25 protein-coding genes and 1 riboswitch are annotated in these 25,291 nt (G+C 60.6%); of the genes, 12 read left to right on the top strand and 13 right to left on the bottom strand.

The window, feature by feature from the left end; translation table 11 throughout:
- Positions 1–43 precede the first annotated feature (43 nt).
- The 4 genes from spoT to I6L46_RS16725 form a co-directional block, all read right to left on the bottom strand.
- Complete coding sequence (gene spoT, locus I6L46_RS16740; protein ID WP_005339255.1) at positions 44–2,161, bottom strand: bifunctional GTP diphosphokinase/guanosine-3',5'-bis pyrophosphate 3'-pyrophosphohydrolase; 2,118 nt, start codon at positions 2,159–2,161, stop codon at positions 44–46.
- A gap of 131 nt (positions 2,162–2,292) precedes the next feature.
- Positions 2,293–2,568, bottom strand: coding sequence for a DNA-directed RNA polymerase subunit omega (rpoZ, locus tag I6L46_RS16735; protein WP_005307060.1), 276 nt, complete (start codon positions 2,566–2,568; stop codon positions 2,293–2,295).
- A 79-nt stretch (positions 2,569–2,647) separates the two neighbouring features.
- Positions 2,648–3,274 (bottom strand): guanylate kinase, encoded by a 627-nt coding sequence (gmk, locus tag I6L46_RS16730; protein WP_005339253.1) that lies wholly within the window; start codon positions 3,272–3,274, stop codon positions 2,648–2,650.
- Positions 3,275–3,577: 303 nt separating this feature from the next.
- Entirely contained in the window at positions 3,578–4,630 is a 1,053-nt protein-coding gene (locus tag I6L46_RS16725) for a glycosyltransferase family 9 protein (RefSeq protein ID WP_216976417.1), read from the bottom strand.
- A gap of 222 nt (positions 4,631–4,852) precedes the next feature.
- Between I6L46_RS16725 and I6L46_RS16720 the strand changes: the two genes are divergently transcribed.
- Together I6L46_RS16720 and I6L46_RS16715 are read left to right on the top strand one after the other, a co-directional pair.
- Positions 4,853–5,566 (top strand): 3-deoxy-D-manno-octulosonic acid kinase, encoded by a 714-nt coding sequence (locus I6L46_RS16720; RefSeq protein WP_216976415.1) that lies wholly within the window; start codon positions 4,853–4,855, stop codon positions 5,564–5,566.
- Between the two features lie 70 nt (positions 5,567–5,636).
- Positions 5,637–6,500, top strand: coding sequence for a sensor domain-containing diguanylate cyclase (locus I6L46_RS16715; RefSeq protein WP_040069586.1), 864 nt, complete (start codon positions 5,637–5,639; stop codon positions 6,498–6,500).
- 6 nt (positions 6,501–6,506) lie between these two features.
- On the opposite strand, the gene I6L46_RS16710 is transcribed toward I6L46_RS16715, so the two are convergent.
- Positions 6,507–7,361, bottom strand: coding sequence for a carboxylate/amino acid/amine transporter (locus tag I6L46_RS16710; protein ID WP_069555093.1), 855 nt, complete (start codon positions 7,359–7,361; stop codon positions 6,507–6,509).
- 39 nt (positions 7,362–7,400) lie between these two features.
- Between I6L46_RS16710 and I6L46_RS16705 the strand changes: the two genes are divergently transcribed.
- Positions 7,401–7,862, top strand: coding sequence for a DUF6314 family protein (locus I6L46_RS16705; RefSeq protein WP_216976413.1), 462 nt, complete (start codon positions 7,401–7,403; stop codon positions 7,860–7,862).
- A 123-nt stretch (positions 7,863–7,985) separates the two neighbouring features.
- Here the strand turns inward: I6L46_RS16705 and I6L46_RS16700 are convergent, their stop codons facing one another.
- The gene (locus tag I6L46_RS16700) at positions 7,986–8,147 is read right to left on the bottom strand and encodes a hypothetical protein (protein WP_005339236.1); all 162 of its coding nucleotides are present in this window, start codon (positions 8,145–8,147) and stop codon (positions 7,986–7,988) included.
- Positions 8,132–9,031 (bottom strand): DMT family transporter, encoded by a 900-nt coding sequence (locus I6L46_RS16695; RefSeq protein WP_216976411.1) that lies wholly within the window; start codon positions 9,029–9,031, stop codon positions 8,132–8,134. The genes I6L46_RS16700 and I6L46_RS16695 overlap by 16 nt, the downstream gene beginning before the upstream one ends.
- Positions 9,032–9,122: 91 nt before the next feature.
- On the opposite strand from I6L46_RS16695, the gene I6L46_RS16690 reads away from it, so the two are divergent.
- Positions 9,123–10,082 (top strand): LysR family transcriptional regulator, encoded by a 960-nt coding sequence (locus tag I6L46_RS16690; RefSeq protein WP_139735942.1) that lies wholly within the window; start codon positions 9,123–9,125, stop codon positions 10,080–10,082.
- Here I6L46_RS16690 and trpS read toward each other — a convergent pair.
- Together trpS and I6L46_RS16680 are read right to left on the bottom strand one after the other, a co-directional pair.
- Positions 10,061–11,074, bottom strand: coding sequence for a tryptophan--tRNA ligase (trpS, locus tag I6L46_RS16685; RefSeq protein WP_216976408.1), 1,014 nt, complete (start codon positions 11,072–11,074; stop codon positions 10,061–10,063). The two genes, I6L46_RS16690 and trpS, sit on opposite strands and share 22 nt — an antisense overlap.
- A 192-nt stretch (positions 11,075–11,266) precedes the next feature.
- On the bottom strand, positions 11,267–11,704 hold the full coding sequence (locus I6L46_RS16680) for a universal stress protein (RefSeq protein ID WP_005339229.1): 438 nt from the start codon (positions 11,702–11,704) through the stop codon (positions 11,267–11,269).
- 401 nt (positions 11,705–12,105) lie between these two features.
- Between I6L46_RS16680 and fabV the strand changes: the two genes are divergently transcribed.
- The 6 genes from fabV to I6L46_RS16650 all read left to right on the top strand — a co-directional run bounded on the left by fabV (position 12,106) and on the right by I6L46_RS16650 (position 19,172).
- Positions 12,106–13,293 carry an enoyl-ACP reductase FabV gene (fabV, locus tag I6L46_RS16675; protein WP_216976406.1) on the top strand — a complete coding sequence of 396 codons (1,188 nt, stop codon included), beginning with the start codon at positions 12,106–12,108 and terminating at the stop codon, positions 13,291–13,293.
- A gap of 92 nt (positions 13,294–13,385) precedes the next feature.
- Complete coding sequence (ftnA, locus tag I6L46_RS16670; RefSeq protein ID WP_005339225.1) at positions 13,386–13,910, top strand: non-heme ferritin; 525 nt, start codon at positions 13,386–13,388, stop codon at positions 13,908–13,910.
- A 149-nt stretch (positions 13,911–14,059) separates the two neighbouring features.
- Entirely contained in the window at positions 14,060–15,244 is a 1,185-nt protein-coding gene (locus tag I6L46_RS16665) for an NAD(P)/FAD-dependent oxidoreductase (protein WP_080768653.1), read from the top strand.
- Between the two features lie 81 nt (positions 15,245–15,325).
- On the top strand, positions 15,326–16,999 hold the full coding sequence (locus tag I6L46_RS16660; protein WP_216976404.1) for a sensor histidine kinase: 1,674 nt from the start codon (positions 15,326–15,328) through the stop codon (positions 16,997–16,999).
- 129 nt (positions 17,000–17,128) lie between these two features.
- Positions 17,129–17,872 (top strand): LytTR family DNA-binding domain-containing protein, encoded by a 744-nt coding sequence (locus I6L46_RS16655; protein ID WP_058052680.1) that lies wholly within the window; start codon positions 17,129–17,131, stop codon positions 17,870–17,872.
- A gap of 109 nt (positions 17,873–17,981) precedes the next feature.
- Positions 17,982–19,172 (top strand): MFS transporter, encoded by a 1,191-nt coding sequence (locus I6L46_RS16650; protein WP_040069602.1) that lies wholly within the window; start codon positions 17,982–17,984, stop codon positions 19,170–19,172.
- Positions 19,173–19,245: 73 nt separating this feature from the next.
- Here the strand turns inward: I6L46_RS16650 and I6L46_RS16645 are convergent, their stop codons facing one another.
- The 4 genes from I6L46_RS16645 to I6L46_RS16630 form a co-directional block, all read right to left on the bottom strand.
- Positions 19,246–20,370, bottom strand: coding sequence for a 5-(carboxyamino)imidazole ribonucleotide synthase (locus I6L46_RS16645; RefSeq protein WP_216976402.1), 1,125 nt, complete (start codon positions 20,368–20,370; stop codon positions 19,246–19,248).
- Positions 20,367–20,876 (bottom strand): 5-(carboxyamino)imidazole ribonucleotide mutase, encoded by a 510-nt coding sequence (gene purE, locus I6L46_RS16640; protein WP_075116260.1) that lies wholly within the window; start codon positions 20,874–20,876, stop codon positions 20,367–20,369. The genes I6L46_RS16645 and purE overlap by 4 nt, the downstream gene beginning before the upstream one ends.
- Before the next feature lie 63 nt (positions 20,877–20,939).
- Positions 20,940–21,242, bottom strand: a complete 303-nt coding sequence (locus I6L46_RS16635; protein WP_033138869.1) for a nitrogen regulatory protein P-II — start codon at positions 21,240–21,242, stop codon at positions 20,940–20,942.
- Between the two features lie 4 nt (positions 21,243–21,246).
- On the bottom strand, positions 21,247–22,173 hold the full coding sequence (locus I6L46_RS16630) for a sodium-dependent bicarbonate transport family permease (protein ID WP_216976400.1): 927 nt from the start codon (positions 22,171–22,173) through the stop codon (positions 21,247–21,249).
- Between the two features lie 109 nt (positions 22,174–22,282).
- On the opposite strand from I6L46_RS16630, the gene I6L46_RS16625 reads away from it, so the two are divergent.
- A complete protein-coding gene (locus tag I6L46_RS16625) occupies positions 22,283–23,185 on the top strand; it encodes a LysR family transcriptional regulator (RefSeq protein WP_040069611.1) in 903 nt (300 codons plus the stop codon).
- A gap of 35 nt (positions 23,186–23,220) precedes the next feature.
- Positions 23,221–23,399, top strand: a riboswitch (cobalamin riboswitch).
- A 51-nt stretch (positions 23,400–23,450) separates the two neighbouring features.
- Positions 23,451–25,274, top strand: a complete 1,824-nt coding sequence (locus I6L46_RS16620) for a TonB-dependent receptor (RefSeq protein ID WP_216976398.1) — start codon at positions 23,451–23,453, stop codon at positions 25,272–25,274.
- The last annotated feature ends 17 nt before the right edge of the window (positions 25,275–25,291 follow it).

Raw genomic sequence — 25,291 nt, 5'->3', positions numbered from 1 at the left:
GCTTGTCTCTATAAAAGCAGCAGGCGGCTTGCGCCGCCTGTGTTCAGTTCTTCTGTCGGCTCACCTTGAGCACGTTGGGCATCACGCGGATCTTGCGCATGATGTTGGCCAGGTGGATGCGGCTCTTGGTGGTGATGAGCAGGCTGACCTGATAGACCCGGCCATCCTTCTCTTCGGTGCTGATGGCGTGAATGTTGGCACCGGTGGCGGCAATCACGTTGGCCAGCTCGGCCAGCGCACCCTGATGGTTGACGATCTCGATGCTGATGCCGGTGCGGAACTCCTGTTCCTGCTCCTTGTCCACTTCCCACTGCACTGGCAGGTACTTGTCCGGCTCCTTGCTGTAGCCCTTGATGTTGCGGCAGGCTTCCTGATGGATCACCAGCCCCTTGCCCGGGCTGATGTGGGCGATGATGGCATCTCCCGGGATCGGACGGCAGCAGTTGGCGAAGGTGACCAGCATGCCGTCGGCACCCTTGATCGGCATCTTCTTGCTGCTGGTTTTGGGCTGCTCTTCCGGCGGCAGTTCATCCCCCAGCATGCGGCGCGCCACCATGACGCTCATGGCATTGCCGAGGCCCACATCGGCCAGCAGCCCCTGCAGGTTCTCATGCTTGGTATCGGCCAGCACCTGCTTGATGCGCGGCTCGGGGATGTCTTCGATATTCTTGGCGCCCAGCGCATGGTTGAGCAGGCGGCGACCCAGCACCACCGACTCTTCGGTGCGCAGGTTCTTGAGGAACTGGCGGATCTTGGAGCGAGCCTTGGTGGTTACCACGAAGTTGAGCCAGGCTGCATTGGGGCGAGCCCCCGGCGCCGTGATGATCTCCACCGTCTGGCCCGAGTGTAGCGGGCTGCTGAGCGGGTAGGGGTGGCGGTCGACCCGCGAACCGACGCAGGCGTGGCCGATGTCGGTGTGCACCGTATAGGCAAAGTCCACCGGCGTGGCGCCAGCGGGCAGCTCCATGATGCGTCCTTCCGGCGTGAACACGTAGATCTCGTCGGGGAAGAGGTCGGTTTTGACCCCTTCGATAAATTCAAAGGAGCTGCCGGCGCTCTGCTGCAATTCCAGCAGGCTCTGCATCCAGCGCTGGGCGCGGATCTGGGCCGTGGTGCCCGAGCTGTCGCCATCCTGCTTGTAGGCCCAGTGGGCGGCAACCCCTTTGTCGGCCATCTGATCCATGAACTCGGTGCGAATTTGCACCTCCACCGGCACCCCGTGCGGCCCCACCAGCGAGGTGTGCAGCGACTGGTAGCCGTTGGTCTTGGGGATGGCGATGTAATCTTTGAAGCGGCCGGGGCGAGGCTTGTAGAGGCTGTGCATCTGTCCCAGTACCCGGTAACAGGTATCTATGTCCTTCACTTTGACCCGAAAGGCGTAGATATCCATTACCTCATGAAATTGCAGCTCTTTTTTCTCCATCTTGTTGTAGATGGAGAAGAGGTTCTTCTCGCGGCCACTGACCTGATGCTCGATCCCCGCTTCTTTCAGGCGACCGCTGATTTCGCTCTGGATGGAGTCGATGATCTCGCGGCGATTGCCACGGGCGCGGCGCACCGATTCGCGCAGCACGCGGGATCGCATCGGATAGAGCGCCTCGAAGCCCAGCTCTTCCAGCTCGTTCTTCATGGTGTGAATACCGAGGCGGTTGGCGATGGGGGCGAAGATTTCGAGGGTTTCCCGGGCGATGCGGCGGCGTTTGTCAGGGCGCAGGGAACCCAGAGTGCGCATATTGTGGGTGCGGTCGGCCAGCTTGATCAGAATGACCCGGATATCCTGGGTCATTGCCATCACCATCTTGCGGAAGTTCTCGGCCTGCGCCTCTTTGCGATCGCGAAACTTCAGCTTGTCGAGCTTGGAGACCCCGGCCACCAGCTCGGCAACGGCATTGCCAAACTGTTCAGCCAGATCGGCCTTGGTGACAGAGGTATCTTCGATGACGTCGTGCAGTACGGCGGCCATCAGGGTTTCATGATCGAGGCGCATGTCACCCAGGATTCGGGCAACGGCGACGGGGTGGGTGATATAGGGTTCGCCACTGGAACGCATCTGACCCTGGTGGGCATCACGGGCCACCACATAGGCTTGCTTGAGCTTCTCAACCTGCTCTGGTGGCAGGTAGGAACTGGCTATTTCTTTAAGGTTTTCAAATAAATACAAGACAGTCCCCGCAGCGGTGAAACGGCAATTCGTGGAATTGAGGGTATAGCCCTGAGTTTGCGAGGTTTTCGAGCGGTTGTAAATGGGGATGAACAGTCGGCACCCGGGCGGGTGCCAACCGGAGGAATAACTTAACCGCGGCCTTCGGCGATGGCAGCAACGGCAGCCAGCTCGGCGGCTTCCTGCTCTTGCTGTTCGTAGCGGTCCTGGGTGTCCATCACTTGATTGTTCACCAGACCCAGCTCGATCTCACGCAGGGCGATCACAGTCGGCTTGTCGTTCTCTTCGTCGACCAGGGGATCTTTGCCTTGTACCGCGATTTGACGAGCGCGGCGCGCGGCGACCAGCACCAGGTCAAAACGGTTACCTACCTGTTTTACAGCATCTTCTACAGTAACGCGTGCCATGCAGGACTCCAGTGTTTGGGCTTTCTGTATTTAGAAAAGCAGTGTTTAAAAATGACGCAAAAGTTTACTTGTTTTTGGCTTACTCTGCCAGTAGCTGTTGCAGCAAGTTTTTTTGAGCCTGTTGCTGGTGACGCATCTCCAGCCGTTGGCACTCAATAATGGACCTGAGCTGGAACAGCGCCTGCTCGAAGTCTTCGTTGATAATGACATAGTCATACTCGTCGTAGTGCACCATTTCGGCAATGGCTTTCGCCATCCGGCCGGCAATCACTTCGGCGCTGTCCTGACCGCGCCCAATCAGGCGGCGCTCCAGCTCTTCGCGGCTGGGGGGCAGGATGAAAATGGATTTGGTCGGCATCTGCTCGCGGATCTGGCGGGCACCTTGCCAGTCGATGTCGAGGAATACGTCGATCCCCTTGGCCAGGCAGGCTTCGATGGCGGCGCGTGAGGTGCCGTAGTAGTTGCCGAACACTTCGGCCCACTCCAGAAAATCACCACGCTCGATCAGCGCCTTGAACTCTTCCACCTGAACGAAGTGGTAGTGTACGCCGTGCTCTTCGCCCGGGCGGGTGGCGCGAGTGGTGTGGGAAACCGACAGCTGCATCTTGCCAGCTTGATTGTGGTTGGTCAGCAAGGCATTGAGCAGACTGGATTTACCAGCGCCGCTCGGAGAAGAGATGATATAGAGAGTGCCTTGTTGCGCCATATTATTACCTTTAATCGAAACCGCTGTTTTGGTTGTAGCAGAGACCGCCGTCTTGTGCCCGAAAGGGAGACAGCCAAACGCAAAACGCGGAAAATTCTTGAGTCAGGAGGATGTAAAGGCGGCGAATTTTACCAGAATACGGCGAATAAAAAAACGGCCGGAATCATATTCCAGCCGATCAAAGTATTCGTAGCTTGCTGCGGGAGCGTAACCCACATCAGCCTGCATTGTGCCTTTGGCTGAGGGCAGAGGCTATCAGGTTATCCCTGCCTGATGGCTCGGAATTCCCGAGGTGCCCTGTCACTACGGCAGTTGACGATCTGCACAGAGCCGATCGAACGCGGCGGTCACCTGCTCGCTGGTGATTTTTCGCATGGCCTCCGGGTCTTTGAGGCGGGTGCGCCAGCTCAATTCGGCCAGCGGCTTGCCGGTCTCCTGCTCGACCAGCTCCTGATAGACGCTGACCACGTAGTCGCGACAGAGATATGGGCCGGTGCGAGCGGGATTGTGATGGGCATAGAGGCCGATCACTGGCGTGCCCACTATGGTGGCCATATGGGTGGGGCCGGTATCGGGGGCCAGTACCAGACTCGCCTCGCGAATCAGTGCCAATAACTGCTTGAGGTTGGTCTGGCCAACCAGATCGACCGGCTTGCTCTGGCTGAGTTGCCGGATCTCGGCGGCCAGATCCCGCTCCAGCTTGGCAGGCCCGCCACATAGATAGACCTGAAAGCCCTTGTTGGCGGCGTGATCTGCCAGCACGGCATAGCCTGCGGCAGTCCAGTTCTTGAACGCCTTGCTGGCGGCTGCGCAGATAAGCAGAGTCGGTCTGCCGCCAATCTTCTCCCTTGCCCAAGCCTGATGCTCGGCGCTGATGGGCAGTTGCCAGTCCGGGGTTAGATCCTTGATGCCAAGCTCTTTGGCGAAGGCGAGGAAACCGTCCAGCACATGGGGGGAGGCAGGCGAAGGCACCTTGTGGTTGGTGAACAGCCACTGGCCGTCGTTGGCCCGTTCCCGATCAAACCCAAGTTTGACCTTGGCCTTGATGCCGAGGGTGGCGATGCTGGCTCGCATCGCTGCCTGCAGGTGGAGAAGGGTATCGAATTTGCGCCCCTTGAGGGTCTGCCAGAGATCGCGATAGCCGCGCCACCCCTTGCTCTTGTCGAAGGGGATCACCTCGACCCCGGGCAGATCAGCAAACAGGGTTGCCTCGATTTTGCCGGTGATCCAGGTGATGCGGGTTTGTGGCCACTCCCGCTGGATGACGCGCACCAGCGCCAGTGCGTGGCAGCAATCCCCGATGGCGGAGAGCCGCAGGATGCAGATGGAGGAGGGGGGCGTTTGAAATAGCGGCATGTTGTGGCGCACGGCTGGCAAAAAGGGTGGATGGCATTATGCAAACTCCCCTCTGGATTGTAAAATTGCGCACAATCGTCAGCAGGGATAGGCCGGGCCCAGCGCCATGACCTGTTTCTGCACGTCGTTGATTAAAGGCCTCTATTGCGGGCATGCCAGAGCGGCAGCCTCATCGCCAATTGAAAAATTGCGATCCATGACCCACCGAGCGGGATCTCCACGATGCGAGTACAGACCGAACACAACCAGATCTGCTGGTATGCCGAAGGGGCCTTTCGCGACCCCTCTCCCCAGTTATTCGATCCTGCCTGGTGGCAGAACAACCGTCAGGTGGTGGGAACCTCCATCGGGCGGGGGGTGACCTGGTTCGTCAAGGATGAGTCCCGCCATCTGGTGCTGCGCCACTACTATCGCGGCGGTATGGTGGGCAAGGTTGTGCGAGATCGCTTCTGGTTCGAAGGGGTCGAGTCGAGCCGCGCCATGGCCGAATACACCCTGCTGGCCAAGCTTTGTGAGCTGGGGCTGCCGGTGCCGCGTCCGTTTGGTGCCCGCATGGTCAAACAGGGCCCCTTCTATCGTGCCGATATCCTGATCGAGCGAATTCGCGGTGCCAAGGATATGGTGGCGCTGCTCAAGCAGGGGCCGGTGGCGACCGAGGTGTGGCACAAGATCGGTCAGACGGTGCGCCAGCTGCACGATGCCGGGGTCTATCACGCCGATCTCAACAGCCACAACCTGCTGCTCGATAAAGAGGGCAAGGTGTGGGTGATCGATTTTGACAAGGGGGCGATCCGCTCCCCCGGCGAATGGCAGAAGGTCAATCTGGAACGCTTGCTCCGTTCATTCAATAAAGAGTCTCAACTGCACACCAGTTTCCACTTCGTACCGGAGAACTGGCAGACCTTGATGAACGGGTATCAGGGAAAAGCGCTCTGACCCTGTTGCTCGGCGTGAACGCCAATGTTACTTATTGAGCAGGTATTCAGATCCTGTTTCGAGGCGCCCCATGGAAATGCTCAAGACACCTTTGGTCGATGTGACTGCCCGGCTTGATCCGGGTCTGCTGTCTGATGCCATGGCGCTGCTGGAGGCGGGGATCTGGAGCTGGTCAGCCCAACATGGACTGCAGCGTGATCCCTCCTGCCTGCGCCTGTTGGGATTGGGAGAGTGTTGGCCGGATGATCTTGGCTGGCTGGATCGGGTGCATCCCGACGATGTTGCCCGGCTGGAAGATGCCCTGCTCGCCTGCCAGAGCGGCCGCAGCAGCGGTCTGCGCCTCGAATACCGCATTCTGCATCATCACGGTCACTACATCCGGCTGGAAGAGCGGATGCGTCGTGATGAGCGGGGTTATCTGCTGGGGGTCGTCCGTCACCTCGATCCCGCTGCCGTGCTGGTGGAGGAGCGACATGGCACCGATCCGCTGACCGGTCTGGAGAGCCGTGGCCGTTTCGAGCAACTGCTTGAAGAGCGGCTGGCGACCGAGAGCGGCACTTTCAGTCTGCTGCAGTTTTCGGTCGATCACATGGCCAAAATCCAGCAGTTGTTTGGCGAAGCGGCTTGCGACGCCATGCTGGCCAAGCTGGCGCGTATTGTGCGCCACGAGCTGCGGCGGGAAGATCCCTTTGCCCGCTGGGATGAGGACGGTTTTATCCTGATGCTCTCCCAGACCGAGCGGATGAGTGCGCTGGAGATCGCCGAGCGGCTGCGCCTCGAGATTGCCGATGCCAGCCTGCTGTCACAGCGGCCGGTCACCGTCAGCATCGGGCTGGTGCAGAGTCAGGCTGGCGAGCAGCTCGATCATCTGCTGGCCCGGCTGGCCAGCTGTCACAGTCAGGCCAGACGGGAGCACAACACCGTCGTCGGCTGAGTGCGGTCAGGGTTGGCCGCGCTTGTCACGCTGGCAGACCCAGAGCGAGGCCAGCATCAGCAGGCCGCCGATGGTCAGCCGGGTCAGGTCGGTATCCTTGCCCCAGAGCAGCAGATTGACCAGCAAGCCGGCCGGAATGAGCGCATTGTTCATGATGGCCAGCACTCCGCTGGTGACCAGCGTCGCCCCCTTGTTCCAGAGGAAGTAGCCGAGGCCGGAGGCACCCACCCCCAGCCAGAGCAGAATGCCCCACTGCAACCCTGATGTCGGATATTGCGGCTTGCCCAGCAGCCACCAGGCGGGCAATGCGATCACCAGCGCTCCCAGATAGAAGCAGCCGAACACCGCCAGTTGCGGCGGTTGCTCCGCCTCCCTTGCCAGCAGTACCTTGTAGCCCACCTGACCCAAGGCGAAACAGAGGTTGGCCCCCTGCACCACCAGAAATCCCAGCACATAGCTTTCGGTCAGGCCGTCAAAGCGGATGACGGCAGCCCCGAGCACCGCCAGCAGGGCGCCCCACAGATAGGTGGGCTTGAAGCGCCCTTCCAGCAGATCGTGGAGCAGGGTGACGTAGATGGGGGTGAAGATGGTAAAGACCAGCACTTCCGGCACCGTCAGCAGCAGGAAGGAGTGGTAGTAGAAGAGATACATGATGCCGAGCTGGATGGCGCCCAGCGCCATCAGCTTGGCCACCAGATCGGGGCGCAGCCAGCGGCGGCGCAGGAAGGGGAGAAACACCAGACTGGCGAGGGCGATGCGGGTCAGCACCGAGAAGTAGGCATCGACCTGACCAGCGAGGTAGACCCCGATCAGGCTGAAGGAGAATGACCAGAGCAGGGTGACCCCTATCAAGTAGTTCATGTGTTTGATTTATCGTCAGTTGTCAATTTTAAGGGGGCTATGATGGCCGAGATGGAAGCGGCAATCCAGCGTTTATGGGCGCGATTGCCACAGGTCGGAGCATTTTCCTTCACCGCCAGCAATGGCGAGGGGTCGGCGACCGACTGGAGTGGTCGCGGCGAGGGGCGTGTGCAGGTGACCGATCATCATGGTGGCTGGCTATTTAACGAGCAGGGTCGCTACATCACGCCTCATGGCAGGGAACTCGCCATGCACAACAGCTTCTGGTGGCAGCGTAGCGAGCGAGGGATCCGTCTCTCCCATTTGCGTTATGAGGCGCCGGTCGAACTGTTCGAGCTGCTGCCGCAGGGGGATGGCCGCTGGCTGACCGCCGAGCCTCATCTGTGCGGGGCGGATCACTACAGCGCCGAGTTGACCGAGATAGACGGCGGTTTTCTGCTGAGCTGGCAGATCACCGGGCCGCGCAAGAACGAGCGACTCAGCTATCGCTATCTGATCTGACGCCGGCTGGCAGGTATAAAAAAACCGGCGCAGAGCGCCGGTAGCGGGGGACAAATCGGAGGTTTTTTAAAACAGTCCCAAAACAGGAGAGATAGACTCTCGTCACACATTCAGAGATGGACTTCAGGCATTCAGGGCATAGCTCAGCATGGCTTGCAGCTTGCTATCGAAGAACCAGGGCAGCAGTACCATCAGCAGGCCCAGGATCCCGGCCAGCCGCTGGCGATATTGCCAGCCGGCAATCAGTACCAGACCACCGCACAGTGTGGTCAGGATGCCTGACATAGGGAGACCTCGCGCTGCATGCGACGCTGTTGCGCCCACTGGTTCATGGCGACCGAGCCGAGGATCAGGGCCAGGGCCACGCCGGTGGTGGGGTGGATCTGCTCGCCGAGGAACAGGGCACCCAGTATCACGCCGAACAGCGGCACCAGATAGTTGCTGAAGGAGGCGAACGTCGGGCCGGCCTTCTGGATCAGCGCCATGTAGAGGAAGTAGACCAGACCGGTACAGAGGGTACCCAGCACGGTAATTGCGCTCAGGGCCTGGGTGCTCGGCAGGGTCAGGCTGCCGAGATCAACCATGAAGGGGGCGACCAGCAGCAACTGGATTGCCGAGGAGATCAGGATATTGCGGGCGACCACGACCGGATGGTCCTTGGCGAAGCGCTTGATCATCAGCAGGCCGATGGCGAAGCAGCTGGCACCCAGCAGGATGGCCATGGCACCGAGCAGACCGGCGTTCATGCCCTGGGAGAGTTTCGGCCAGAACAGGGTGAGTACACCGGCAAAGCCGATGATCACGGAAAGCAGACCGGTTTTGGTGATTCTTTCACCAGAAATAAACAGCGGTGCAGCCAGAATGGTCACAAACGGGATACAACCCATGACCACGGCAGCGATGGCGCTATCCACATACTGTTGGCCCCAGGCGACCATGATGAAGGGGATGGTGGCATCCAGCAGGGCGATCAGCATATAGGTGCGCCACGGGGTGTGCTCACTCTTGAGTCGCATGAACAGGCAGAGCAGACCCAGGGTCAGGCTGCCGCACAGGGCACGACCGGCAGCCACCAGAATGGGGGGCAACTCGGCAACGGCCTGGTGCATGAAAATGAACTGGGAACCCCACAGCAGGCCAATGGCCAGCAATAATAGATAGCTACGCATTTGAATCTCCGATGTATTAAGCCAGCGCATTCTAGGCAATCTGTTACTATGGTAAAAATGAATTGTTGGCATTTAACTATGGCTAATATCGATGGATAGCTCGCTCGCCCGTCTCGACCTCAACCTGCTCGCCGTATTCGACATGCTGATGCAGGAGCGCAATGTCACTCGTGCCGCCGAACGGCTGCATTTGTCCCAATCCACTGTCAGTCACGCCTTGGGGCGGCTGCGGGGGGCGCTGGATGACCCGCTGTTCGTGATGAGTCGGCGCGAGATGATGCCGACCGAGCGGGCCAAGGCGCTGGCCGGGCCGGTTCGCCAAGCGCTGGCGATGCTGGAGCAGGGGTTGCGGCAGGCCAAGGGGTTTGATCCCGCTACCGCACGGCGGATTTTCCGTATCGCCACCCCGGGCTCGGTGGAGCACGGGCTGGTGCCGGTACTGGTGGAGAGGCTCCATCGGCAGGCCCCTCACTGTCGGCTTGAGGTGTGCGAGCTGGCGGACAGCAACTACGAGCGGGAGTTGGAAAAGGGTGAGCTGGATTTGGTGATCGGTTTTGCCGGGGCGAATCACCTCTCACCGCGCTTGTGGCGGGAGGAGTGGTTCAACAACCCGCTGGTCTGCCTGTCGCCGCTCGGCAGCGAGTTGCCCGATGTGCTGACCCCGGTCGAGCTGGTGAGCCGTCCCCACATCCACACCTCCAGCTGGGGCCACAGTCAGGCGATGGTGGAGCTCTGGCTGGCCCGCTTCGGGGTGGAGCGGGAGTTGGGCGTGCGGTTGCCGAGCTTTATGGCGGTGCCGCCGTTGATGGCGACCGGCCGCTATCTGGTGGTGGTGCCCGAGATGATCGGGCGCCACTTCTGCCGCTATTACCCGCTGCGGATGCATCAACTCGACCCCGCCATCCCCATCGTCTACCTGATGGCGGGGCACCCGCTGACCGCCCATGACGAGGCGATCGGCTGGTTCAAGAGCCTGCTGCACCAGCTGGTGTTCGACCTCTACGGCGACGATGCGCTCGGTACTCCCGCTCAGCGGATGCTGGCGAAGTAGTCGAGCCCCATGGCGCTTTTCACCTCCGCCAATACCTCGTCGGTGATGATGCGAGCCTGCTCGGTGCCCTGATAGAGCAGTTCCAGCAGCATCTTCTTGTCGGCAATGGCCGCGGCCCGGCGCTCCCGCATCGGGGCGAGCAGGGTCTGCAGGCAGTCATTGAGCACCTGTTTGCAGCGCATGTCCCCCAGTCCGCCGCGCCGGTAGTGGGCTTTCATCTCGGCGACCAGCGCCTTGTCGGGGTGGAAAGCATCGAGATAGGCGAACACCGTATTTCCCTCCACCTGACCGGGATCGCTCACCTTGAGGTGGTTGGGGTCGGTATACATGGCGAACACCGCCTGTTTGATCTCTTCCGCCGACATGCCGAGCTCTATGGTATTGCCGAGGGATTTGGACATCTTGGCCTTGCCGTCGATGCCGGGCAGGCGGCCGGTGTCGCTCAGGATCGGCTGGCATTCGGTCAGCACCTCTTTGCCTACCAGAGAGTTGAAGCGGCGGACGATCTCGTTGGTCTGCTCCAGCATCGGCAGCTGATCTTCCCCGACCGGCACATGGCTGGCGCGAAAGGCGGTGATGTCGGCTGCCTGACTCACCGGATAAACCAGAAAACCGGCCGGCAGCGTGCGTTCGAACCCTTTCTGCTGGATCTCCGCCTTGACGGTGGGGTTGCGCTCCAGCCGCGCGACGCTGACCAGATTGAGGTAGTAGCAGGTGAGTTCGGCGAGGGCGGGCAGGGCGCTTTGCAGACAGAAGGTGGTCTTGGCTGGGTCGAGGCCGACCGCCAGATAGTCGGCCATCACCTCCAGCACGTTGTCGGTCACCTTGGCCGGATTGTGGCCGTTGTCGGTCAGCGCCTGCAGGTCGGCGATCATCACGCATTGACGGTAGTGGTGCTGGGCTTCGACGCGCTGGCGCAGGGAGCCGACATAGTGGCCGATGTGCAGTTTGCCGGTGGGACGATCGCCAGTCAGGATTACGGGGTTGTGCATGTCACTCTCTCCAGTTGGGTGAGCCGGGAGGCGACAAAGGGATAAAAACAGTTGACCGCCTCTCGGCGGTCACGGTGTTTTCTTTGGGAAATTTACAATAGAAACGCGGTGCCGCCTGTTTAGGAGCAGCACCACCAGTAGTTGTGATTGAATGAGGTCATGTTCATAGCAAATCAAACTACGCCGGTTTCATTACTTCTGCAAGGGGACGACCAGCAGATCGCAGGGCACCGTATTCATCAGCTGACGGGCGCTGGAGGTGAGCAGGCTCCAGAAGCTCTGGCGATGGCCGCACACCAGCAGGTCGATCTCGTACTCCTTGACTGCCTGATTGACCCGCTCGCTCAGATCGCCGCAGATCACCAGCTTCTTCTCGATGGGGTAGTCCACCGAAGCGAGGAAGGCCTCCAGCTTCTCTTTCGCTTCGGCGATCACCTGATCCTGCACGTTGTCGATATCGATATCGATCATCTCGGTGTAGAGATCCTTGAGGTCCACATCGACATGGATAACCGACAGCTTGGCGCCGTTGGAGCGGGCTCTGTCCACCGCCTTGTCTATCACCTTGCGGTTGTCTTCAGAGAGGTCGATCGCGGCCAGAATATGCTTGTAATAGGTTGTTCCACTCATGGGGGTTCTCCTTACCGATCCTTCAGCCCACTATACCAATCTCTGCTGAAACTAAAATGGTGCCTCAGGCACAGTTTTGGGATTTAAATGAGTTTAATGACGTGTGACACAGGGTCAGCCACTCAGTTATTAACCACCATTTGCCTATAAATTAAACAGGAGTTTGACGCCGGTCACACCCCCCGGCTTGCCGATCAGGGGGGAGAGGCATAGGATGTGCCCGTGCTTCGCAATGAACACAAAACAACAAAAAGCATCTGAATACCGCTTTGGGGAGCCACGTGCTCCCTTTTGTTTATCCGCCTCATTTCCCGCGGCTTTTCTGACTGATAACGATCCGGCATCAAGTTAATCTCTTTCGATTTGGTTATGCTGTAGCCAATTTCTTTGGAGGCCTTCCCATGATCATTCATCCCCAGATTCAAGGTTGTGTTGCCCGCAACTGTCACCCCATCGGCTGTCGCGCCGCCGTGCAGCAGCAGATTGAACGCATCAAGACTGCGGGCCCGTTCAATGGGCCCAAGCGGGTGCTGGTGCTGGGTGCCTCCTCCGGGTTTGGGCTGGCGTCGCGCATTGCGCTCGCCTTCGGCGCGGGGGCCGACACTATCGGCATCTCCTTCGAGCGGGGCCCCTCTGACAAGGGGCTGGGCAGTGCCGGTTGGTACAACAACATCTGGTTTCGCAAGGAGGCGGAGCAGGAGGGGCGTATCGCCATCAACCTGATCGGTGATGCCTTCTCCGACGGCATGCGCCAGCAGGCCATCGACACCATCCGCCAGCAGCTGGGGCAGGTGGATCTGGTGATCTATTCGCTCGCGAGCGGTATCCGGGTGCTGCCTGACGGCACGCAAGTGCGCTCCGTGCTCAAGACTACCGGCCAGCCGTTCAGCGGCTGGGGGCTGGATCTGGAGCGCGATACTCTGGTGCAGCAGTCGCTGGCGCCCGCCACGCCGGAGGAGATCCGCGATACCGTCACTGTGATGGGGGGCGAGGATTGGCAGCTCTGGATGCAGGCGTTGCAGCAGGCCGGTTGTCTGGCCCCCGGTGCGCAAACCGTGGCCTACTCCTACATCGGCCCCGAATCCACCTATCCCCTCTATCGGGATGGCACCATCGGTTATGCCAAGGAGCATCTGCACGCCACCGCCGAGACCATCAACCTGCAACTGGCCGAGATTGGCGGTCACGCCTGGGTGTCGGTCTGCAAGGCGCTGGTGACCAAGGCGAGCGCCTATATTCCGGTGCTGCCGGTTTATCTCGGCTTGTTGATGGGGGTGATGAAGGAGCGCGGTGTGCACGAAGGCTGCATCGAGCAGATGCAGCGACTGTTCGCCGCCAAGATGTACGGGCCCAATGGGGTGGTGGCCGATGGCAACCGGCTGATCCGGATGGATGACCACGAACTCGACCCGGCCATTCAGGCCGCTGTCTCGGCGCTCTGGCCCAAGGTGACGCCGGACAATTTCCACGTGCTGGGGGACTTTGCCGGGCTGCGGCAGGATTTCATGCAGCTCAACGGCTTCGAGCTGCCGGGCGTCGATTATGCTGCGCCGGTGGATGTCGCCTCCCTTGGGGAGCTGACCCCCTGAGCTGAAAGAAACGGGATCTCCCTCTCGTTGGCGGGTTGATTCGCGGCGGGAGTGTGGCGACAATCGATACCAAATCACTGAGGAGAAACAAGATGCTGGCCCAAGCCATGATCGAGAAGTTGAACGAGCAGATTAACCTGGAGTTCTACTCCTCCAATCTCTATCTGCAGATGAGCGCCTGGTGCGAAGACAAGGGCTTTGAAGGGGCGGCGACCTTCCTGCGCCAGCACGCAGTCGAGGAACGCCAGCACATGGAGCGTCTGTTCACCTATGTGAGCGAGACCGGCGCCATGCCCAAGCTGGGTGCCATCGATGCCCCTCCCCACGAGTTCAAGTCGCTGGGCGACGTGTTCCGTACCACCCTGGAGCACGAGTATCACATCACCAAGTGCATCAATGGTCTGGCCCACGTAGCCTTCACTACCCAGGACTACTCCACCTTCAATTTCCTGCAGTGGTATGTGGCCGAGCAGCATGAAGAGGAGAAGCTGTTCAAGAGCATCGTCGACCGTCTGGGTCTGGTGGGTGAAGATGGCAAGGGCCTCTACTTCATCGACAAGGAGCTGGCCGAACTGGCCAAAGGCGCCCCTGCCAGCATCATGGACAGCAACGCCTGATAGTCGTGGACACTTAGTGTTCAGCCAGTACAATAACGGCCCTTTTAAGGGCCGTTGTTTATTCTGGTGGGCAGTCACCGTTGTGATGTCAGCCAGAGGCAATCACGGTTCTGGCCAGGTGCCGTTTCTATTTTGATAAGTGAGTGATGATGAAGCAGGTCGATGTGGTGGTGATCGGGGCCGGTGCGGCCGGATTGATGTGTGCGGCGCAGGCGGGCTACCGTGGCCGCTCCGTGCTGGTGCTCGACAATGCCAAGAAGCCGGGCCGCAAGATCCTCATCAGTGGCGGTGGTCGCTGCAACTTCACCAACCATCAGGCTGGTGCTCACGCCTACCTGTCGGAGAATCCCCACTTCAGCAAGTCGGCGCTGGCCCGCTACACCCAGCAGGACTTTATCGATCTGGTGGACCGCCACGGGGTCAACTATCACGAGCGCACCCTGGGGCAGCTGTTCTGCCTCGAGAGTGCCAAGGATATCGTCGATGTGCTGCTCACCGAGTGTGACTGGGCCGGGGTGACCCTGCAGTTCCAGACCGAGATCCTCACCGTCAGCAAGCAGGACGAGGGCTTTCTGCTGACCACCAGCAAGGGTGAGATCGGCTGCCACTCGCTGGTGGTGGCGACCGGCGGTCTCTCCATGCCCAAGCTGGGCGCTACCCCGTATGGCTTCAAGCTGGCGGAGCAGTTCGGCCTCAAGGTGCTGCCGACCCGCGCCGGTCTGGTGCCCTTTACCCTCCATCAGGCGGAGAAAGAGGCGTTCGCCGATCTGGCGGGCATCAGCCTGCCGGTGGCAGTGACTGCCGAGGATGGCACCCGCTTCAAGGAGGCGATGCTGTTCACCCATCGCGGCCTCTCCGGCCCCGTCATCCTGCAGATCTCCTCCTACTGGCATGCGGGTGAGAAGATCCATATCAACCTGCTGCCGGAGCTGGATATTCCGGCCGCCCTGCGCGAGTGGGCGCAAGCGCACCCCGCGCAGGAGCTGAAAACCGTGCTGGGGCGCGAGCTGCCCAAGCGCTTCGTCGACAAGCTGGTGGAACTGGGCCAGCTGGTCAGCAAGCCAATGCGCCAGTACAACGAGCGGGAGCTTGAAGCGGTGGCCAATCTGCTGGGTGACTGGCAGATCCTGCCCAACGGCACGGAGGGGTATCGCACCGCCGAAGTGACCCTGGGTGGCGTCGATACCAACGAGCTCTCCTCCAAGACCATGGAAGCGCGCAAGGTACCGGGCCTCTACTTCATCGGCGAAGTGGTGGATGTGACCGGCTGGCTCGGTGGCTACAACTTCCAGTGGGCCTGGTCCTCCGGCTGGGTGGCCGGTCAGTACTGTTGATGTCACAGGGGCTGGTTTATCCGGCCCCGATTTATTGGTCAGGGTTATGGTGATCGGTCGGGTTGCCGCAAGGGGGCGCAGATGCTTGAGAATCAGATGATGTTGTTGGCGGTGTTCGAGCGGGCGGCGCTGATGCTGATGACCCTCTTCTTCCTGACCCGCACCCGGCCGTTCCAGCGGCTATTCCAGAAGCGGGATCACACCCCGGCCGAGCTGGTGCTGGTGGCCTCCATCTTCTGCTTGTTTGCGGTGTTCAGTACCTACACCGGCATTCCGGTGGAGGGGGCGCTGATCAACGTGCGGATCATTGCCATCATCTCCGGCGGCATCCTGTTCGGCCCCTGGGTCGGCATTCCGGCCGGGGTCATCTCCGGCCTGCACCGCTATCTCATCGACATGGATGGTCACACCTCCATCCCTTGTCTTATCGCCAGCATCATCGCCGGCCTGCTCGCCACTTGGTTGCACCTGCGATGCCGCAAGTCGCGGCTCTGGCTCTACGGCATTCTGGCGGGGATGCTCTGCGAAGGGCTGACCATGCTGCTCATCTGGCTGCTGACCGAGCCGCATGAGGTGGGGGTGGAGATCGTTAACCACATCGCCTATCCGATGATCGCCGGGGCGCTCTGTATCGGCCTCATCATCAAGCTGGTGCAGGATCTGGATGACGAGAAGGAGCTGATTGCTGCCAAGCAGGCCAAGCTGGCGCTCGATATCGCCAACAAGACGCTGCCCTTCTTCCAGAACATCGATCGCCACTCCCTCAGTCAGGTGTGCGATGTGATCCGGCGCGACATCAGCGCCGATGCGGTGGCCATCACAGATACCCATGACGTGCTGGCCTATGTCGGGGTGGGCAAGGATTACTACGAGCTGGATGAGCACCACGCCATCAGCGGCATGACCCAGCAGGCGGTGCTGCTCGACCAGATCATCATCAACAACGATCTGCGCCAGTATCACCTCTCCGATTTCCACTCGGTCATCATTATTCCGCTGCGGGAAAACGGCTCGGTGAGCGGCACCCTCAAGATCTACTATCGCCGCACCCACAGCATTACCAGCTCCCTGCGGGAGATGGCGGTCGGCCTCTCCCAGCTCATCTCCACCCAGATGGAGGTGTCGCGCATCGAGCAGCTCAAGGAGATGACCCGCAAGGCGGAGTTCACCGCGCTGCAGAGCAAGATTAACCCGCACTTCCTGTTCAATGCCCTCAACGCCATCTCATCCTTGATCCGCATTCGCCCCCAGCAGGCGCGCCAGCTGATCGCCAATCTGGCGGATTACCTGCGCTACAACCTCAACAAGGGGGATGAACTGATCGACATTCAGGAGGAGCTGCAGCAGGTGCGCGACTACGTGGCCATCGAGCAGGCCCGCTTCGGCGATAAGCTGGAGGTGGTGTTCGAGGTGGACGACGTCCACATTCAGGTACCGAGCCTGCTGTTGCAGCCGCTGGTGGAAAACGCCATCCTGCACGGCATCCAGCCCCGCAGCGCGCCGGGTCGGGTCACCATCGAGGTGAAACAGCTGGCGGGCGGCATCCGGGTGGCGGTGCGGGACACCGGCTATGGCATCAGTCAGGAGGTGATCGACGGGGTGGCCGCCGGGCGGGTGGAGAGTCGCAGCATCGGCCTGATGAACGTGCATCAGCGGGTCAAGCTGCTCTATGGCGATGGCCTGCACCTCAAGCGGCTGGAGCCGGGTACCGAAGTGAGTTTCTATCTGCCGGATCAGGAGTCGATGCCATGCTGAGTGCCATCATGGTTGAGGATAAGTGTGTGCCGCGAGAGGTGTTGTCATGCTGAAAGCGATCATAGTGGAAGACGAATGTTTGATTCGTGAGGAGCTTGCTTCTCCTGTGCTCCTTCAGGGGGCAATGTCATGTTGAAAGCCATCATAGTGGAAGACGAGTATCTGGCTCGCGAGGAGCTCATCTATCTGGTGAATCAGCACAGCCAGATCGAGATAGTGGCGAGCTTTGAGGATGGGCTGGAGGCGTTCAAATACCTGCAGGATCACGAGGTGGACGTGGTGTTTCTGGATATCCAGATCCCCTCCATCGACGGCCTGTTGCTGGCCAAGAACCTGCACAAGTCGAGTCATCCGCCCCACATCGTCTTCGTCACCGCCTACAAGGAGTTTGCGGTGGAGGCGTTCGAGCTGGAGGCGTTCGACTACATCCTCAAGCCCTACAACGAGCCCCGCATCATCAATCTGCTGCAAAAGCTCGAGCATGCGGGCAAGTCGCAACCAGCCACCACGGGGGAGGCGAGCGGTGAGGGGAGCAGCCCGCACAATCGCACCGTCAATCTGGTGAAGGGGGAGCGCATCATCGTCACCCCCTGCGAGCAGATCTACTACGCGGAAGCAGACGAGAAGCTTACTTATGTCTACACCCGCGATGACCGCTACGTGATGACCATGACCATCAGCGAGTTTGTCAGCCGGCTGCCTGCCGAGGGGTTCTTCCGTTGCCACCGCTCCTACTGCGTCAACATCAACAAGATCCGCGAAATAGTCCCCTGGTTTAACAGCACCTATCTCATCCGGCTCCATGATCTGCCGTTCGAGGTGCCGGTCAGTCGCAGCAACATCAAGGCGTTCCGTCAGCTGATGCGGCTCTGATTGTCATTCATTCCCGCCGATCTGCATTTCATGCCTTAATCGATCGGCGCGAGCTGCGTCTTGCCTATAGTGGCCTCAATTTCCTTAAGGCCATCGACCGAGACGCATCATGACCAAAGAGATGAATCGCACCCGGTACCTGACACTGATCGGTACCATCATCACCCAGTTTGCACTGGGTTCTGTCTACACCTGGAGCCTGTTCAACGCCCAGCTCTCCGACAAGCTGGACGAGCCGGTGAGTCAGGTCGCTTTCGCTTTCGGCCTGCTCAGCCTCTCGCTGGCGGTCGCCTCCTCCATGGCGGGCAAGCTGCAGGAGCGATTCGGGGTGCGCAACGTGACCTTGGGCGCCGGTGTGCTGCTCGGCATCGGCTTCTTCCTCACCGCCCACGCCAGCAATCTGGCGATGCTCTACCTCTGCGCGGGCATTCTGGTCGGTTTTGCCGACGGTACCGGTTACCTGATGACCCTCTCCAACTGCGTGAAGTGGTTCCCGGAGCGCAAGGGGCTCATCTCCGCCTGCTCCATCGGTGCCTATGGTCTCGGCAGTCTCGGTTTCAAATATATCAACCTGCTGCTGCTCTCCAGCTCCGGCCTTGAGACCACCTTCCAGCTGTGGGGCTTGATTGCGATGTCCATGGTGCTGGTGGGCGGCATGCTGATGAAGGATGCGCCCAAGCAGGCCGCCTCCGTGCAGCAGAGCGAGAGCCGTGACTTCACTCTGGCCGAGGCGATGCGCAAGCCGCAGTACTGGATGCTGGCGCTGATGTTCCTCACCGCCTGCATGAGTGGCCTCTACGTCATCGGCGTGGCCAAGGACATCGGCGAGAAGATGGTGGGTCTGCCAGCAGTGGTGGCTGCCAATGCCGTCGCCATCATCGCCATGGCCAACCTGGGTGGCCGTCTGGTGCTGGGTATCCTCTCCGACAAGATGTCCCGCATCCGGGTCATCACCATCGCCCAGCTGATTACCCTGGCGGGCATGGCGCTGCTGCTGTTCGTGCCGCTCAACGCCAACCTCTTCTTCGTGGCGGTGGCCTGCGTGGCATTCAGCTTCGGTGGCACCATCACCGTCTACCCCTCGCTGGTGAGCGACTTCTTCGGTCTCAACAACCTGACCAAGAACTACGGCGTCATCTATCTGGGCTTTGGTCTGGGCAGCATCATTGGCTCCATCGTGGCCTCCCTGTTTGGCGGCTTTATGGCGACCTTCCACCTGATCCTGGTGTTGCTGGTGGTGGCGCTGGTGCTCTCCCTCACCATCCGCCTGCCGGCACCGGTAGCGGTGGAGCGGGCCTGATAAGCCTCCCTGCCACAGCAAGCAAAAACAGAGACCCGGGCCATGCCCGGGTCTTTGCATTTCCGATGCTCGATCAGCGTGGCGCTAGCCCCAGCAGCTGGCGGGCCTGACGGCAGCGCTCCTCCACCGTTGACCACTCATCACCGGTTACCGTGATATGGCCCATCTTGCGGCCGGGGCGGGGTTCGCCTTTGCCATAGAGGTGCAGATGCAGGCGGGGCAGCGTCAGCAGGGCGGCCCAGTCTGGCGTGCCGTTTTGCCAGAGATCCCCCAGCAGGTTGATTAACAGGGCGGGGCGCACGGCGATCTGCTCCGGCAGCGGCAGATCGCACAGGGCCCGCACCTGCAACTCGAACTGGCTGCATGCGGCGTTGTCGAGGCTGGGGTGACCCGAGTTGTGGGGGCGGGGTGCCAGCTCGTTGACCAGCAGTCGCCCCTCCACCAGAAAGAACTCCACCGTCAGCACCCCGACGTAATCGAGGGCGGCAATCAGTCGCTCAGCGATCCCTTTGGCCTCGCGCTCCAGCGCCGGCACCTTGGCCGGGGAGCGGGTCTGATCGAGGATGCCACCGCTGTGCCAGTTCTGCACCAGCGGCAGGGCGCTGATGGCGCCGCTCGGACTGCGGGCCAGGGTCAGGGCAAATTCCCCCTCCAGTGCCAGCCGTTTTTCCAGCACGCAGGGCACACCACTCGCTGCCAGCGCCGTCGCCAGCTCATCCAGGTCGTTCACTTGCCACTGCCCCTTGCCGTCGTACCCCTCGCGGGCCGTCTTGAGGATGGCGGGGAAAATTTCGCTGGCCTGTGCGGGGATGGGCTCTTCCGGCAATAGCACCAGATAGGGGGCGATCGGGATGTTGGCCCCGCGCAGAAAGGCTTTCTCTTCACGGCGATCCTGACAGACCTGCACCGCGCTGGCGGCCGGGCGCACCGGCTTGTGTTTTTCGAGCAGTGCGAGGGTGGCGGCGGGCACGTTCTCGAACTCGCAGCTGATGGCCTCGCAGCGGCTGGCCAGCTCGAGCAGGGCGTTCTGGTCGCCATAGGGGGCGACAATATGGTGATCGGCTGCGGCACCGGCGATGCTGGCCGGATCGGGATCCAGCACCACCACTTTGTAGCCGAGCCGATGGGCGGCCATCACAAAGTAGCGACCGAGCTGGCCGCCGCCGAGCATGCCGAGGGTGGCGGGTGGCAGTATCATGTCGGCTCCTCCAGTTGCAGCGTCAGCACCCGATCTCGCTCGTGGGTGCGGAAGTCGTCGAGCTGCTGCCGGTAGCGGGGGGCGTCGTCATCCCGGGCGACCGAGAGCAGAGAGACCGCAAACAGGGCGGCGTTGGCGGCGCCCGCCTCGCCGATGGCGAAGGTGGCGACCGGCACTCCTTTGGGCATCTGCACAATGGAGAGTAGCGAGTCCATCCCCTTGAGATGGCGGGAGGGGATGGGCACCCCCAGCACCGGCAGCGTGGTCTTGGCGGCGACCATGCCCGGCAGGTGAGCGGCGCCACCGGCCCCGGCTATGATGGCGCGCAGGCCGCGCTCGCGGGCAGTGGCGGCATACTCGAACAGCAGATCCGGGGTGCGATGGGCCGAGACCACCTGCGCCTCGTAGGGCACGCCGTGCTCCTTGAGGATGCGGGCGGCAGCCTGCAGCACGGGCCAGTCGGAGTCGGAGCCCATTACCAGGCCGATCAGGGGAGGGGTGTTCATTTTCTCTGAATCCTTGCTGTTAAACGTTTGCTTTTGGTGAACAAAAAGAGCCGGCAAGCCGGCTCAGAATTTCTCGGGTCGTACGATTTCGACCGGTTGCAGAAAGGCGATCATGGCGTAATCGGGGTAGTAACGACTCTGCAGATGGGCCAGCAACCGCTCCGCCTGCTCCCGGCTGCAGATCGCCTCCAGCCGGATGTTGCCGCTCTCGCTCCAGCTGGCGTTGCGCTCGCCATGATCCCCCCGGCCACGGGCATCCGTGATGGTGTAGCCGCGCAGCCCCTCGCGGGTGAGGGTGCGCAGCAGGGTGGGCTCCAGATTGGCTTCCGTGATGATGGTCAGCAGGGTGCGGGTCTCGGTCTGCATGTGGCTACTCCGTGAAGTGGCGGGCCCAGCTGTGGTAGAGCGGGATCCCCAGCATGATGTTGAACGGGAAGGTGATCCCCAGCACGGCGCTGAGAGAGAGCCCCGGGTTGGCCTGGGGCACGGCGATGCGCATGGTGGCCGGCACGGCAATATAGGAGGCGCTGGCCGCCAGGGTGGCCAGCAGGGTCAGGCCGCCGAGGGAAAGCCCCATCAGCTGGCCAGCAGCCAGTCCCAGTCCCGCCGAGGCGAGCGGCATCAACAGGGCGAAACCGAGCAGGAACAGGCCATGGCGGCGCAGATCCTGACACTGACGGGCGACGATGAGGCCCATCTCCAGCAGGAACAGCGCCAGCGCCCCCTTGAACAGGTCGACAAACAGCGGTTTGAGCGGGGCAATTCCGTCCGGCCCGGCCAGATAGCCGATGGCCATACCGCCGAGAAGCAGGGTTACCCCTTTGCCGAGGAAGGTCTCGTGGGCCAGCATACGCCAGCGGGTCTCGCGACTGATGCCGCGGGCCAGCACTATGCCCACCAGAATGGCGGGGATCTCCATCACCGCGAGGAAGATGGATAGCTGGGATTCAAAGCTGATGCCTCGCTCGGTGAGCCAGTTAACACCGACCGCAAAGGTGGCGACGCTGACCGAACCATAGTGGGCGGCGGTGGCGGCGGCATCGACCCGGTTCATCTTGAGGCGCAGCACGGCAAAGCCGAGCAGGGTCTGCACCACGCCGAGCAGGATCACCAGCGCCAGTTGTGGCAGCAGAGGTTGCAGGGATTGCTGGGCCAGACCGACGCCGCCCTTGAGGCCGATGGCCAGCAGCAGAAAGAGGGAGAGGGTGTCGTAGAGGGCGGGCGGCAGCTTGAGCTCGGAGCGCACCAGACCGGCCAGCAGACCAAACAGAAAGAAGAGAACAACGACGTCCAGCATGATGGTTCGCAGGGCAGTTCAGATAATGGTTGCATGCTAGAGCCCGCAATGTTTCGATAAAATCAGATTCTCGCTGATGGTTGTTCGGTAAAAACTGATAGGGAACGGCATGCTCAACTACAAACAGCTCTACTACTTCTGGCATGTGGCACGCAGCGGCAGCGTGACGCAGGCCGCCGAACAGCTGCATCTCACGCCGCAGACCATCAGCGGTCAGGTCGCCGAGCTGGAGCAGTCCCTCGGAGTGGCGCTGTTCAACCGGGTCGGGCGGCGTCTGGTGCTGACCGCTGCCGGACGGCAGGCGCAGGAGCAGGCGGGGGCGATTTTCTCGCTCGGCGCCGAGCTGGAGCACACCCTGCGCCACGCCAGTCAAGAGTTGACAATGCAGGTGGGGATCGCCGATTCGGTACCCCGTACTCTGGCGTTCGAGCTGCTGGCCCCCGCCATGGCGCTGGCGACGCCGCTGCGGCTGGTGTGTCACGAGGAGCGAGCCGAGCAGCTGTTCAGCGAACTGGCCCGTCACAAGCTGGATATGGTGCTGATCGATCGCCCGCTCCCTCCCGACAGCGGCGTGCGCGGCTACAACCACGAACTGGGGCGAACCCCGCTGGCGCTGTTTGCCAGCCCGGAGCTGGCGGCGCGGGCGCGGGATGGCTTTCCCGCCTCGCTGGAGGGGTTGCCGCTGCTGATCCCCGGAGAGAAATCGGCTACCCACGATCGGCTGCTGGCCTGGTATCGCCAGCAGGGCACTCATCCCCATCTGGTGGGGCAGTTTGATGACTCCACTCTGATGAAGTCGTTCGGCAAGGCGGGGATGGGGATCTTCCCGGCGCCGCTGGCGATGGCTGACGAAATTGGTCGCCTCTACGGAGTGGAGCGGATTGCGACCCTCACCGACGTTACCCTCTCTTATTATCTGGTCTCGGCAGGGCGCCATCTCTCCCATCCCGGGGTACAGGCGGTGATGGAGGGGGCCCAGCAGCGGTTGGCGGCGCTGGCGGGGAATAAATAGAAATCTGGATGGCTATACATCCAGCTTTGCTCTGCCTATAATCCTCCCGCTTTGGCGCATCATGCTTAATAGGGAATCCGGTGAGAATCCGGAGCTGGCGCGCAGCGGTAAGGGGGAACGAAGCGACATCAGGGCACTGCCGTCAGGCGGGAAGCCGTCGCCGTAGGCTATCAGCCCCCGAGCCCGAAGACCTGCCAGAGTTCGTATTTCGGGCCGAGAGAAACCGGCCACGAAGTAGATACTTACGCGAACTTAAGGATCTCTCATGTCGAAGAAATTTCTGGCGGCTGCCCTGTTGCCGACGGCGGCGTTTGCCCAAACTACCATCCCCATCAATCCAACTCTGGTCATTACGGCCAACCGCGTGGAACAACCGGTCAGCTCGGTGCTGGCGCCCGTTGTGGTGATCGATCGTGCCGAGATCGAATCTCGTCAGGTGCAGAGTTTGCCTGATTTGCTGAAAACCCTGCCCGGCGTGCAGATGGCGACTCTGGGAGGCCGGGGGCACATCAGCAGCCTGTTTATCCGTGGAACCAACTCCAACCACTCTCTGGTCTTGATGAATGGTCGCCCGATTGCCGCCATGGTGGCGGGCACGCCCGATCTCAGCCAAATCCCGCTCGGCAATATCGAGCGCATCGAATATATCCGTGGCCCACGCGCGGCTGTGTATGGTTCCGATGCCATTGGCGGCGTTATCAACCTCATCACCAAAACATCCGCCAAAAATGGCAGCGAGACACATATCAAAGGCGGTGCTGGCAGCAATGGTTATGGTCAGGGCGAGCTAAGAACGGTTCAGTCATTGGGCCAAAAAACCGATATGAACATGCTGATCGGCTACGAGCGTACCGATGGTTTTGATGTTGTAGCCAATACCAAACAGCCGGATCGGGATGGTTTTGCCAGCCGTAATGGCCAAATTGGTTTGAACCACGCTTTTAATGATGCTTGGAGTGCGGACTTCAATGCTCAGGGCTATGACAATCTCACCGACACAGATGGCAGCACGGACCAGAGTCGGGTACAGGCTTTCCAATATGATGGTGGTCTCAAGTTCCAGGGTAAGGATCTGATCAGTCGACTTGAAGCCAGTTACGGTGAGAACAAGCTGAAGACTTGGCAGGAGGCTAAAGGAGAGGCTAGCGGTGAGCCTATTCATACTGGTTTAACCCGTTTCTCCTGGATCAATAGTTGGAACGGTATCGAAGGGGTTAATCTGACCGGTGGCGCAGATTGGCAGCGTGAGGAGATGAAATCAGACTCCCGCGGCTATGGAAAAACCTTCAACGCTCCTGATCGTGACAATACCGGTCTGTTTGCTGTGGGAAGCTATCGTTGGCAGGCGCTGTTATGGGAACTGTCCGGTCGGACCGATGACAACCAGCAATATGGTCGTCACAACACCTGGTCTGCCGCCAGCGGGCTGGATATCGATGAGAACCATAATGTCCGGTTGAGTTACGGTACTGGCTTCAAGGCCCCCACCTTCAACCAGCTCTATTATCCAGGGTCTGAGAATCCGACACTCAAGCCGGAAGAGAGCAAAAACCTGGAGTTGGGCCTGTCAGGTCGCTATTCGGCCTGGGATTGGTCTGTGAATCTGTATCGCAACCGCATCGACAATCTGATTTATTGCCTGACCAGCATGAGCTACACCTGCAACCCCAAAAATACCACGGCGGATATCAAAGGAGTGGAAACGGAGCTCGGCATCGACACCGGACCTGTGCATCATCGTTTGAGCTACGACTACACCAGAGCCAAAGATACGGGTAACCAGGATTTGCAGCTGCTGCGTAGAGCTGAACATAAAGGCAGCTGGATCGCAGATACCCGATTCGATGCCGCAACACTAACTGCTGAACTGCTCTATGTGGGCAAGCGCTATGACAACAACTGGGCGACTAGCCAGCGGGTGGAACTCAGTGCCTATACGCTGTTGAACCTGGCTACCAGTTACGAGGTGACTCAGCAATTTACCTTGGGTGGACGTATCGATAACGTGTTCGATCGTGATTACGCCCCCGCTTATGGTTACGCATCGCCGGGTACCGAGTTCAAAGTGACTGCCGACTACCGCTTCTGATGCTTTATTCGGTTCAT

It is taken from the genome of Aeromonas sp. FDAARGOS 1416 (genome assembly GCF_019048085.1).
GTDB classification, from domain to species: Bacteria; Pseudomonadota; Gammaproteobacteria; order Enterobacterales; family Aeromonadaceae; genus Aeromonas; species Aeromonas veronii.
Note: the sequence above shows the minus strand (reverse complement) of the source record. Positions and strands in the feature narration are given on the sequence as shown.